The sequence below is a fragment of the Streptomyces sp. NPDC002328 genome (assembly GCF_042890065.1).
GTDB lineage: Bacteria > Actinomycetota > Actinomycetes > Streptomycetales > Streptomycetaceae > Streptomyces.
Genome location: NZ_JBIARQ010000007.1, coordinates 230,159 through 242,159, shown reverse-complemented (window position 1 = coordinate 242,159; position 12,001 = coordinate 230,159). Strand labels below are relative to the sequence as shown.

Annotated in this window: 11 protein-coding genes and 1 tRNA gene; 8 read left to right on the top strand and 4 right to left on the bottom strand. The window is 68.7% G+C overall.

Annotated features, from left to right (window positions below):
• Window positions 1-1,058 precede the first annotated feature (1,058 nt).
• Window positions 1,059-1,334: an NUDIX hydrolase gene (locus ACFYX4_RS20470; protein WP_389335211.1), complete on the top strand. Its 276-nt coding sequence runs from the start codon at window positions 1,059-1,061 to the stop codon at window positions 1,332-1,334.
• Window positions 1,335-1,338: 4 nt separating this feature from the next.
• On the opposite strand, the gene ACFYX4_RS20465 is transcribed toward ACFYX4_RS20470, so the two are convergent.
• Together ACFYX4_RS20465 and ACFYX4_RS20460 are read right to left on the bottom strand one after the other, a co-directional pair.
• Window positions 1,339-3,159: an IS481 family transposase gene (locus ACFYX4_RS20465; RefSeq protein ID WP_389334817.1), complete on the bottom strand. Its 1,821-nt coding sequence runs from the start codon at window positions 3,157-3,159 to the stop codon at window positions 1,339-1,341.
• Between the two features lie 328 nt (window positions 3,160-3,487).
• Window positions 3,488-4,255: an IclR family transcriptional regulator gene (locus ACFYX4_RS20460; protein ID WP_389334814.1), complete on the bottom strand. Its 768-nt coding sequence runs from the start codon at window positions 4,253-4,255 to the stop codon at window positions 3,488-3,490.
• A 278-nt stretch (window positions 4,256-4,533) separates the two neighbouring features.
• Here ACFYX4_RS20460 and ACFYX4_RS20455 point away from each other — a divergent pair, with 278 nt between their 5' ends.
• From ACFYX4_RS20455 to ACFYX4_RS20445, 3 genes are all read left to right on the top strand, one after another.
• A complete protein-coding gene (locus ACFYX4_RS20455; RefSeq protein ID WP_389334811.1) occupies window positions 4,534-5,055 on the top strand; it encodes a hypothetical protein in 522 nt (173 codons plus the stop codon).
• Between the two features lie 194 nt (window positions 5,056-5,249).
• Complete coding sequence (locus ACFYX4_RS20450) at window positions 5,250-5,432, top strand: hypothetical protein (RefSeq protein ID WP_389334808.1); 183 nt, start codon at window positions 5,250-5,252, stop codon at window positions 5,430-5,432.
• A complete protein-coding gene (locus ACFYX4_RS20445; protein ID WP_389334805.1) occupies window positions 5,429-7,327 on the top strand; it encodes a hypothetical protein in 1,899 nt (632 codons plus the stop codon). The genes ACFYX4_RS20450 and ACFYX4_RS20445 overlap by 4 nt, the downstream gene beginning before the upstream one ends.
• A 245-nt stretch (window positions 7,328-7,572) precedes the next feature.
• On the opposite strand, the gene ACFYX4_RS20440 is transcribed toward ACFYX4_RS20445, so the two are convergent.
• Window positions 7,573-7,657 (bottom strand) — tRNA-Leu (locus ACFYX4_RS20440).
• Between the two features lie 228 nt (window positions 7,658-7,885).
• On the opposite strand from ACFYX4_RS20440, the gene ACFYX4_RS20435 reads away from it, so the two are divergent.
• From ACFYX4_RS20435 to ACFYX4_RS20425, 3 genes are all read left to right on the top strand, one after another.
• On the top strand, window positions 7,886-9,214 hold the full coding sequence (locus ACFYX4_RS20435) for a M20/M25/M40 family metallo-hydrolase (RefSeq protein ID WP_389334802.1): 1,329 nt from the start codon (window positions 7,886-7,888) through the stop codon (window positions 9,212-9,214).
• A 231-nt stretch (window positions 9,215-9,445) separates the two neighbouring features.
• Window positions 9,446-9,679: a chaplin ChpH gene (chpH, locus tag ACFYX4_RS20430; RefSeq protein ID WP_389334799.1), complete on the top strand. Its 234-nt coding sequence runs from the start codon at window positions 9,446-9,448 to the stop codon at window positions 9,677-9,679.
• Between the two features lie 132 nt (window positions 9,680-9,811).
• A complete protein-coding gene (locus tag ACFYX4_RS20425) occupies window positions 9,812-10,762 on the top strand; it encodes a chaplin (RefSeq protein ID WP_389334796.1) in 951 nt (316 codons plus the stop codon).
• 78 nt (window positions 10,763-10,840) lie between these two features.
• Here ACFYX4_RS20425 and ACFYX4_RS20420 read toward each other — a convergent pair whose 3' ends face one another.
• Window positions 10,841-11,029, bottom strand: coding sequence for a DUF5703 family protein (locus ACFYX4_RS20420; protein WP_189936891.1), 189 nt, complete (start codon window positions 11,027-11,029; stop codon window positions 10,841-10,843).
• 47 nt (window positions 11,030-11,076) lie between these two features.
• Between ACFYX4_RS20420 and ACFYX4_RS20415 the strand changes: the two genes are divergently transcribed.
• Entirely contained in the window at window positions 11,077-11,814 is a 738-nt protein-coding gene (locus ACFYX4_RS20415) for a hypothetical protein (RefSeq protein ID WP_389334793.1), read from the top strand.
• The last annotated feature ends 187 nt before the right edge of the window (window positions 11,815-12,001 follow it).

The following is a 12,001-nucleotide window of genomic DNA, read 5'->3' as shown; positions in this document are numbered from 1 at the left end:
GTGAATGTCTGGCCATTGACGCCAGGGCACGAGTCGCAGGGTCAACTTGCCTCGCTCCTTGCGCCTCCGATACGGTCGCGTCATCAATGAGGGCCCCACCATGCCTAGGTCTGGTGGGGCCCTTTTGTGTCCTCTCGAACCCGGGGGGACCGAATGTCGCGTGCCACCGTCTTCTTCAGGTTTGGCGGCCAGGGAGACGGCGGCGGTGCTCATGCGAAAGGACAACTGGTGAGTACACACCATGGCACAGGCTCCAGCCAGCAGCCACCCGGGCATGGCCCCGCGGATGACGTCTGGGGCCCGGAGGCGCCGTCGTCGACGTCCGCCCATGTACGGCGCGCAAACGTACAACTGCTGGTCGGCGGCCGCACCGTCTTCGCGGTGTACATCTCGCCCGCGATTGTGGCCGGTGCAGCAGTTGCGTCCCTGGTGCTCGGGGCGGCGAGCTGGGGCCACTGGCCTTGGCCGTAGAACCGTGAGGCAGGCCGCGGGAGCACCTGCTCCCGCGGCCTTCGGGCGGCCATTTAAGGCACAGACGGAGTGCTGCAGTGTCTCGCGGGCGTGGCCCGGGCCGCGCGCTATCTGTAGCGGCGGGTCGGCACGAGCCCGGCCTTCGCCGGCCCTGCCCACCTCAACCGCATTCCGGGACACAAGACCGATCTGAGCCGGCGTTGCCGGCTCGAGCAGACCCATCCGGGATAGTGAGGCTTCGTTCGCCTCTGTACGCGAGACCCCAAATGGAACTCGTGGTTACGGTGGGGCAGCAGACCAAGCGTCTGGAGATGAAACTGGAGGACGCCGCTCTGAGGCTTAATTCGGTAAACAGCGACATCACCGGAGGTCGTTGCACAATTCGCAGGCAACGGTCGCTGCAGTAGCCGTGCGGCCGGCCGCTGCCCAGACGCGGACCAGATTCGTCGCATCGAGCTCCGAGATGAAACTCGCGTCGATCCAGGACACGAGTGGCCGGTTAAGCGGCCGCATGTCAGGATCGGACAGTGCCTGTTTTTCTGGATGCTTCCGAGAGTTCGGGGCGCCCTGCCGTGCCGCCTCCCAGGATGCGGCGGGTGGTGTTCGTCGCGGTGCTGAGCTCGGACGGACGGCTTGCCCTGGTGGCAAACGACCTGTCTGGAGCTCTTCCCCTATGGGTACTCCCTTCAGGATCCGTCCGAGCCACAGAAACCTACCGTGAGGCGGCAGTGCGCGTACTCCGCGATGCGGTCGGCGCGATGCCGGTGCGCGAGGGCGCTGTTGAAGGATGCCGCTGGGCTCAGGTGCCTGTGCCCGTAGGCCGGAGCCGTCGAGAGGCACACGTGTTCATCTTCTCGATGTGAGGTCTCAGGACTTCCTTGACGGTTTGTCGTCAGGAGATCCATGACGGTCCCTCTGGGTGCCCATGCCTTTGACGTAGAGCCTGGTGATCGGCCCGGGGTTCTTGCGGGGCCTGACAGCGAGTTCGTCCTCGCCGTGCAGGATCCGGTAGTGGGTGTCCTCGATGACGACGGTGACGATCTTTCCCGCATGCCGCGGGCCGAGCTTGATGAACTGGCCGTTGATCATGAAGCGGCCGCTCGCATGCACCTTGCGCTGGGCCCGGATAGCACCAGCAGGCAGGGGCGGAGGCGGCAGCGGGGACGTCGCCGTCCGTGACCCGTCGATCTGCCCCAGACGGTCGGCCGGAACGGGGCAGGGCCACGTTCCCATCAGGGCGTTGTCGGCGATGGCGTGCATGAGGTGTCCGTCGAGACGGAGGGTGATCGTGCGGCCGGCGAGGGCGAATCCGACCTGGTAGCGGCCGCCGGCCAGGCAGACGATCCCGTCGCGATGGACCTTGCGGTCGACCTCGACGGGTTCGCCGGCGGCGAGGATGGCCGTGCCGCTGCGGGCCCTGGGCAGGGCCGGGGGTGCGGGCTCGGGACCGGCCGGACGGGCTCCGTAGCGCATGGTCAGGTAGGCGAGGTCCTCCGGCCGCAGCCGGGACGGGACCGTGGTGACGAGGTGCCCGTCGAGGAGGAAGTGGACGCTGCGGTGATTCGCCCAGACCGTCAGCGTCCGGCCGGCCAGTGCCTGGTGGATGCCGACTCGCTGCCTACCCGTCACCAGGGTGATCTCGCCGCTGGGAGGCACCCGCACGTCGAACTCGATCGCGGTGCCCTGCGGGGGCAGGACGGGCGGTTCGACGACCTCAATGGACAACTCCGGCTCGGCGACGGCCTGTTCGGGATGCTGGTCACTGCCGCGGACGGCAGCATGGGGACGGAAGAGACTGACCGGGGTGGCCATGCTCAGGGCCTGGTGCGGGCGCTGGTGGTTGTAGGCGTGCACCCAGCCGTCGATCGCTTCCTGGGCCGCGGCCAGCGACTCGAACGGCGCCACATGATCGAGGAACTCCTCGCGCAGGGTGCGGTGAAAACGTTCGATCTTGCCCGTGGTGGTGGGTGAACGCGGCTTGGTCAGCCGCTGGGTGATGCCGTTCTCCCGGCAGATGCGCTCGAAGAGCACCTCCACTGGCTGGGGGCGGGTATGACGGCCGGTGAACTGCTTGCCGTTGTCGGTCAGGACCTCGAAGGGCACCCCGTAACGGCGCATCGCGGCGGTGAAGGCCGAGCACACCGCGCGGGCACTGGGCACGGCCACGACGGAGGAGATCACGACGAAACGAGAGTGGTCGTCGATGCCGGTGACCATCTTGCACTCCCGCCCGTCGGCCAGCGGCACCCCGCCGACCAGGTCCATCTGCCACAGGTGCATGGGCGCTTCGCGCTGCCACCGGCGGTACTTGCGCGGGTGTTGCTGTTCCTGGGTGCGGACCAGGCCGTTGCGGGACAGCACACGATGGACAGTGGCCCGCGAAGGCGCCGACTCCAACCCGCGGGCAGCCAGTTCGTGGGAGATCCGGCGGGCACCCCACCGGGGATGCCGGCGACGCAGTTCGCAGATCTCGGCTTCAACCTCTGCAGAGAGGCGCGTGGGGCTGTTCCGCGGGCGCCGGGAGCCATCCAGCAGTCCGGGCATGCCCTCCTGCTCGAACCGCCGCCGCCAGCTGTGCAACGTCTGACGCGAGGTGCCGTACCGGGCCGCGACTTCACCGATCGGGGACCCACCGAGCACCTCGCGGACAGCCCGGTAGCGGTACTCGGCCAACTGCTGAACATCCACGTCACCGACGGAAGCAGCCCTGCAGCATCGGTGGTCGGGGGATGGCCGACGTTCAGTCGAACGTGTCAACCATGTCCAGAGCACAAACGGTCAAGCATCTCCTGAGACCTCACACCGACACATCTTTCGTCTCGCTGCGGCTGATGCTCCGCCGGAGCATCAGCCCTGGGGAGCGACACGCTGGGCGGGGCCTGAGCAGTGGCAGGAGTTGTGCACACTGTGCGATCTGCCAGATGTGGATGTGCTGTTGACGGGATACCTGGAGGGGTGGATCCCGGACGGGCGGATCACGTTGGGGCCTTGAGGCCCGGCACCTCGGCACCCGCTGTCACTCTGCCCTGGCGATCGCGGTGGCGGTCTCCTGCAGGGCCGTGGCAATCGCTGGCATGTCCTGTTCACGCAGACGTACGGCGGGTGCGTACACGGAGATCGCGGCGAGCGGTTCCCCGATGCGGTTGCGGATGGCCACGCCTACGCCGTGCAGGTCGTGTGCACTTTCCTCGAGGTCTGCCGCCCATCCCCGGGCTCTAACTTCCTCCAACTCCAGCTCAAGCAGTGGCCACTCAGTGATGCTTCCTGCCGCCGTGGCAGGGAGCGCGGCCGGGAGTTCCGCGCGTACATCTGCCGGGTCGCGCAGTGCGAGCAAAGCCTTGCCCGCCGCTGTGACGTGGGCGGGGAGCTCCTGTCCGAGCGGAACGCTGACGCGCAGGACATGCCGGCACTCGACTCCGTCGAGTAGTCGGACGACGGCCGCATCCAGGGAGTACAGGCACACCGTCTCCTGCAGCTTCTCGGAGAGCTCCTCCAGGGGTCTGCGCGCCTGTCGTCGGACGTCCAGCTTGGCGATCGCGGCCAGTCCCATGCGCACAAGCTGCGGACCCGCTGAGTATCCGTGCTGGCCAGGATCGTGACGCAGGAAACCTGTGCGCTGCAGGGTGACCAGGATGCGGTGTGCGGTGGAACGTGAGATACCGAGCTCCCGGGCGGTTTCGGTAACACCAACTTCCCCCCGGTCATACGCCAGAACTAGAACATCCAGGGCCTTCGTCACCGACGCCAAGGCCTCCGTCGCCGACAGATGCTTGCCATCCACCATGAAGGAACCGTAACGCTCAAACGTTCCCGGAGACCGGGAGCTTCGACAGAATCCACAGGTCAGAATTCTGCGATGGCACGTCTCACAGTTCCGGTGCGGCATCGCTCGAACCCGGCGAGCCAACTCTTCGTCAAGACAGGTCGATTCCTGCGATAACCCCGACCGGACTTGCCGTGCTTGAGCGCACTGCTGACCGTTTGATAGCGCCTCACAGGAATGGCGTGCGTGCCACAGTGTGCCGTCCCTACACTGGCAGCGGCCTTCCTTAGGAGTTCGCTATGGCGGGATACCAGACCAGCGCATCTGCGTCAGACAAGGGTGTCTACATCGGCCAGGCCCGGCATGCCGTGAAGGAGCTGATCACTTCACTGCGCGGCGAGTTGGCGACATTGGAAGCTGCGTACGCGATGATGCGCGAGGGTGCCGAATCCACCGATGTCCGCGAAGAGCCACCGGACACTGGCGAGGACGCGGGAACCGCCCAACCCTCCAGGGAGGGTCCGCCTGAAGTTTCTGTCGCCGACGAGGATCCTTCGTCCGAAGATGCGCGCCCGGGCATGGGCACTCGGACCCTGGGGCCACCGCGTAACGGAAGCATGCGCGATGCGATCCTCACACTCCTGTGCGCCGCCCAAGAGGCAATGTCCATCACCGATATCGCGGCGGCGGTGCGCCCGGGAGCGGACGCGACGGTCCGCTCATCCGTAGGAAAAACCCTCAACCGTATGAAGCAACTTGGCGAGGTGGAAAACGTGGCACCGGGAATGTTCCGGGCCGTGCTGTCATCCCGGGCCGCTTGATCCACCCGAGGACGACCCTAACCCAACAAGCAGGCCTCCCTCGATTAGCGGTCGAGGGAGGCCGCCAAACACGCGAACACATCCCGGCAGACGCGTACGCCTTCCGACCGGACTGGCAGGACCGCACCAGCAAGCACATCGCATCGGACTGGCTGGCCAGGTACCCGCGGATCATCGGCCGTTGTGACGGTGCAGTGCTGCAGACCCAGCGGCTGCGCACAACCTGGCTCGTCGAACTGCTGAATGCAGGTATTCCGCTGAAGGTGATCCTCAAAGCGTCGGGGCTCGGGACCCTGCACAGCCTCTCGCGCTACCTTGTCTTCCTCTACGACGTGCCCGAAGCGGAGGCGTCCGATCTGTTGCGGGGGGCGGCATGAGCAGGAAGAACCCGGAGGACAAACCTTGCCGGCGTACCGGCCTAGCCCTACGCCCTGCACCGCAGGCCCCCGGCCGGACCCTCAACGACCGCGTTGTGAGGCAGGTCTTCGACCTCGTGCGACTCAGCGGAGTACTGGAACGCCTTCCCTCCAACGAGCTCCGGCCAGGCCCGAAGGGCTTCCCGTTCCGCACAGTGCTGATCGGCCTGATCTTGTCGCAGTACATGGGCAAGAGCGCGAACATCAACGACGCATGGGAGACGCTCTTCTTCGCCCTGTCTCCAGGGTCCAAAGCCCTCCTTGACGTCCCCGACGTCGACCTGCACATCCGCGAGGGCGCAACCCGAGAAGAAATCGACCGGGTCGCGCACCACCAGTACGCGACGTCGAAGCGCGTCTACCGGTCCTGGGCCTCGATGACCCGGCGCCTCGACCCGGCACCACACGACCGCCGCAAGCGACTGTCGCTCAGCGAGGCCAAGAAGATCCGACGGAAGTGGAATGCCCTCGCCAACCAGGAGACCGTGCGCAACCTGGAGGCCATCGCCCAGGATCTGATTCTCGCTCCGGTGATGGCTTCCTACCGGCGCGGCGACTTCGCTCGGTGGCCTGGCCACATCTCGGTCGACGACACTCCGGTTCCGGTCTGGGGCAAAGAGCCGGACTACCACCAGGACCGGGCCTCGCTTGAGATCACCGCCGGGATGTACGTGAAGGGAGGAACGCAGAAGAAGTCGCCCAGCGGCAAAGCTGCGGCCTCCACGAACACCGGCACCCGGCGCGGCACGGCAAACAAGCCAGTGCCTCGCAAGACCAAGTCGGGACAGGAGAAGAAAGCCAAGGCGCCGGAGAAGAGAGAGTTCCGCTACGCCATGATGGCCGCGTTCCCGGGCCATGGCCATGGCGACCTCGCCGGCGCCTACCCCGCGGTCTGCCTCGGCATGATCCTTCACACCCCGGGCACCGAACCCGGCCCGGCCGCCCTGCGCGCCATCCAGCCGGCCTTCGAACGAGGCCTGGTCAAAGACCTGTTCTGCGCCGACCGGGGCATCACCCAGGCCAAGCCTCACAACCTGCATCTGCAGCTGCTCAAACTCGGCCTCAACGCGGTGAAGCACTACAACGACGACAAGGTCGACCGGCAGGGAGAGTTCCGCGGCATGCAGCTGGTCGGTGGCGAGTTCTACTGCCCGCTGATGCCCACCCCGCTCATCACTGCGGGCGCCACGTACATCGACAGCCGCACGGACGAGGACCGCGCCCACGCACTCAACCTGGTCCAGTCCCGGAAGGACTACCAGACCAAGATCAAGGAGTACGGGCCCGCAGGGGACCAGCGTCGGCAGTGCCCCGCCCTCGGGCCGCACGCCACGGTCACCTGCTATCGCCGGCCCCAGCCACGCCCGTCCACCGTCGTCGACCTCGACGCCCCCACCGTGCGTACCCCGGCAGCCCTGCCCACCATCCCCAAGCCCAAGCGGGACACCCCCGTCTACCCCGACATCTGCAGGGGGAAGAGCATTACCGTCCCGGGCACCGTGTTGGCCAAGTGGCGGCAGAAATACCCCCTGTTCACCCCTCTGTGGCAGGAAGCCTGGTCCGGACTGCGCAGTCAGAACGAGGGCGGCAACGGCAACCTGAAGAAGTCCGCCCTCGACAGCATCGACAACCCCCAGCTCCGCCTGCCGCACGGACGCGTCGCACAGACCCTGCTCAATGCCGTCATCATCTTCGTGGCGAACCTCAGAGCCATCCGACGGTTCCTCCGCGACCAGGGCATCCAGCCCCGCAAAGCCAGCCCGCAGAGCGCCGCAATCCAACCCGGTGAGCCCTCCGGCCCGCCCCTGGCGCGACCGCTTCCGGCCGAGCAGGTCGAGCCGCCGCCACGCGAGTGACACACCTCCGCCGCGCTCCGCCCCCTGAAAACCCCACATGCCTGCGCCACGGCTACCAGCCGTCGCGTAGGCATGCCCTGTTTCCGCAGGTGAGGGGCGCAGGACCTGTACCGCCACCGCCTCACCCCTGCATCGGGCCGATCACGAGGCTCGAGGCCCCAGAAACGACGAATTACCGGTGAGTCACATGACTCGACCGGTAATTCGTGAACGCTTCGGGACGATCTCGCGAACGTCCCGTGCAGTGTCCGAGGGGGGACTTGAACCCCCACGCCCGATAAAGGGCACTAGCACCTCAAGCTAGCGCGTCTGCCATTCCGCCACCCGGACAAGGTGTCTGTCGCGCGGGTTCTCCCCGCGGCGACGAGGTAAACATTACCAGGCCCGCGGCCGTGCCCGATCACAGGCGTCCTGGGCCACCGTGCCCGGCCTCCCGTCGGTCGCGGCCGACGGGCACGGCGTGAACGGTGTGTGGCGGGGCGGGCGCGGTCTTGGGCATGAGGCGGGGGAGGGGGAGGATGAGGGGGACCACCAGCAGTGACAGCGGGAGGAAGCAGCGTGAGCGCGACGGACGACACGGGCAGGGGCGTCACCGGCGAGGACGAGGTCGTGGACCTCTGCCGGGATCTGATCCGGTTCGACACCAGCAACTACGGCGACCACTCGGGTCCGGGCGAGCGCAAGGCGGCCGAGTACGTCGCCGAGAAGCTCGCCGAAGTGGGTCTGGAGCCCCGGATCTTCGAGTCGCACCCGGGCCGCGCCTCCACGGTGGCCCGCATCGAGGGCACGGACCCGTCCCGGCCCGCGCTGCTCATCCACGGCCACCTGGACGTCGTACCGGCCAACGCGGCCGACTGGACCCACGACCCCTTCTCCGGCGAGGTCGCCGACGGGTGCGTGTGGGGGCGGGGCGCCGTCGACATGAAGGACATGGACGCGATGACCCTCGCGGTCGTCCGCGACCGGCTCCGCTCGGGGCGCAGGCCGCCGCGCGACATCGTGCTCGCGTTCCTCGCCGACGAGGAGGCGGGCGGCACCTACGGCGCCCGTCACCTCGTCGACCGCCACCCCGAGCTGTTCGAGGGCGTCACCGAGGCGATCAGCGAGGTCGGCGGATTCTCGTTCACCGTGAGCGAGGAGCGCCGGCTGTATCTCGTCCAGACCGCCGAGAAGGGCATGCACTGGATGAAGCTGACCGTCGCCGGCACCGCCGGCCACGGTTCGATGATCCACCGGGACAACGCCATCACCGAGCTGTCCGAGGCCGTCGCCCGGCTCGGCCGACACAAGTTCCCGGTGCGCGTCACCAAGACCACCCGCGCCTTCCTCGACGAGCTCGGCGACGCCCTCGGCACCCCGCTCGACCCGGAGGACATGGAGTCGACGCTCGCCCGGCTCGGCGGCATCGCCAAGCTCATCGGCGCGACCCTCAGCAACACCGCCAACCCCACCCAGCTCGGCGCCGGTTACAAGGTCAACGTGATCCCCGGCGAGGCCACCGCCCACGTCGACGGACGCTTCCTGCCCGGCCACGAGGAGGAGTTCCTCGCCGATCTGGACCGCATCCTCGGCCCCAAGGTCCGGCGCGAGGACGTGCACGCCGACAAGGCCGTCGAGACCACCTTCGACGGCGCGCTCGTGGAGGCGATGCAGTCCTCGCTGCTCGCCGAGGACCCCACGGCGAAGGCCATCCCGTACATGCTCTCCGGCGGCACGGACGCCAAGTCCTTCGACGACCTCGGCATCCGCGGCTTCGGCTTCGCCCCGCTCAAGCTCCCGCCGGAGCTGGACTTCGCCGGCATGTTCCACGGCGTCGACGAGCGAGTGCCGGTCGACGGGCTCCAGTTCGGCGTCCGGGTGCTCGACCGTTTCATCGACGCGTCCTGACGCCTCCCCCCCTGAATCCACCTGATTCCGCCCTGAATCATCCCGGCGAAACGACACTTCAGCATTCGGCCGTGTGTGCGGGTGCGACTGAGACGAGTGAATGCGCCGATAAGCGCGTAGCCCCACTAATTCCTCCTCGTTACTGGTGATGCGATCCGCTGCTCGGGATCGCTTTGCCGAAATGGTTTGCCGACACGGTTTGCCAACAAGGTTTGCCAACAAGGAGGAACAATGATCAAGAAGGTCGTCGCCGCTGCGGCCGCCACCGGTGGGCTGGTTCTCGCGGGCGCGGGCATGGCCGTCGCCGACTCGGGCGCCCAGGGTGCCGCCGTGCACTCCCCGGGCGTTGCCTCCGGCAACGTCATCCAGGTGCCCGTGCACGTCCCGGTGAACGTCTGCGGCAACACGATCTCGGTGATCGGGCTGCTGAACCCCGCCTTCGGCAACGCCTGCGTCAACAAGTGACGTCGACCCACTGAGGGGTCGTCCACACCGTCGGCCCCGGAGCGCACACCCGCGCTCCGGGGCCTACCGGTCTTTTCTCCCGGCAGCGCGCAATCGCCGAGGAATTCGAAAGAAGAAAGCAGGGATTCAGTCATGCGACAGGTCACCCGCAAAGGCCTCATGACCGTGGCGGCAGCCACGGGCGTGATCGCCGCCGCAGGCGGCTACGCCCACGCCGACTCCGGTGCGAACGGGTTCGCCTCCAACTCGCCCGGCGTGCTGTCGGGCAACACCGTCCAGGTGCCGGTGGACGTGCCGGTGAACGTCTGCGGCAACACCGTCGACGCGGTCGGTCTCCTCAACCCGGCCATGGGCAACGCCTGTTCCAACCAGAGCGAGAGCAGGTCCGGCGGGAAGGGCGGCAAGGGCGGCGGCAAGTCGGAGGGACGCCACGGCGGTCACTCCGGTCACGGCGGGCACTCCGGAAACGGCGGCCACGGCGGAAACGGCGGTCACGACGACCGCGGTGGACGCGGCGGTCACGGAGGCCACGGCGGTCACGGCGGTTCCGGAGCGCACGGCGGCTCGGGCGCGTACGGCGGCTCGGGCGGCGCGCACGCGGGCGGACACACCGCCGGCTCGCCCGGCGTCGGCTCCGGCAACCACGTCCAGGCCCCCGTCCACGTGCCGGTGAACGTCTGCGGCAACAGTGTCGACGTCGTCGGCATCCTCAACCCGACCATGGGCAACCGCTGCGACAACGACAGCCGCCCCGCCCCCGGCTGGGACTACGGCACGCCTCCCGGCGGCGAGGAGCAGCCGCCGTCCGGCGAGCCCGGCAACCAGAACCCCGGCACGCCGACCAACCCCGGCACGCCGACCAACCCCGGCACGTCCAACCCGTCCACCCCGGAGGGCTCGCCGTCCACGCCGCAGCGCGTGACCCCGGCCGGCTCGTCCGTCGCCCACCAGCCCGCCGGCCAGGCCACCCAGCAGCTCGCCGAGACCGGCAGCGAACTCCCGCTGGGCCTCGCCCTGCCCGCCGGCGCGGGCGCGCTGCTCGCGGGCGCGGTGCTCTACCGCAAGGCGCGCCCCTCGGCGTAGCCGGCCCACCCGTGGCACCGCGTACGACGGAGCGGGCCCCGCCTCGGCGGGGCCCGCTCCGTTCACGTCATCCTCGGGTCACCACGTGGCCCGCACCTGGCGGATGATCCGCCGGCGCAACCGCACCCTGCGGCTGCCGTCCCGCAGCAGGCTCAGACGGTGCAACTCCCAGTTTCCGTACTCGGCATGGTCCGTCAGCAGACGTGTCGCCTCCTTGCGGGAGACCCCGCGCGGTACGTACACGTCGACAAATTCGTATTCCGGCATCGCATCTATTGTGCGGGCTGGGGCCCGGTACGGATAGCGTCTGCACTATGTCTGATGCTGCGCAGCCCACCGCTGCCGAGGTACGCGCCGCCGCCGAGGCGGTCAAGACCGCGCTCGACCGCCACCTGGCCGCGGTCGAACGCAGGACGGGAGAGGACGACCAGGCCGTCTACGAGGCGTTCAACCAGCTGGCCGCGGCCGCAGAGGCGTACGACGAACTGCTCTACGACCGCTACGACGAGGTGACCCCCTTCGAGATCCCCGCCGCGGAGGACGCGCTGCCGCCGTACGCGGGTCCCGAGGAACCGAACGGGCTGAGCGTGCTGATCCGCCGCGACTACGCCGTGGCGGAGCCGCAGCGGCTGCTGGCCCAGGCCCAGCGGGTGGAGGCGGCGGAGTACGACGGCGTCGGCACGGACACGGAGGCCTCCGGCACGATCCACGGGGCGCTGGGGCTCCTCTTCGGCGAGTTCGAGCCGGACGAGATCGCCTCCCGGCACAAGGAGTTCGGCCTGGAGGAGGGCGACTCCACGCTCTGGGTCGTGGCCGCCGAGGAACCGGCCGACCCGGGCGACTGGCTGGAGACGCCGTTCGAACAGCCCGACCCGCAGCAGGTGGTGTGCCGCTTCGACGTCAGCTCGGTCTTCGACGACGAACTGGACGACGAGGACGAGGACGAGGAAGACGCCGACGACGGCGAGGACGGTCTCGACGCCGAACTGGACGCCGACGACGAGAGCGACGAGAACGCCGGGCCACGGGACGCGGACCGCGCGGGCCGGTGACGACGTCCCGGCGTCGTCATGACGACGCCGGGACGGCAGCGGCGGGGGGGGGGGGGGGGGGGGGGGGGGGGGGGGGGCGGGGGCCGGCGGGGGGGGGGGGGGGGGGGGGGGGGGGTGGGGGGGGGGGGGGGGGGCGGGGGGGGGGGGGGGTTGGGGGGGGGGGGGGGGGGGGGGGGGGGGGGTGGGG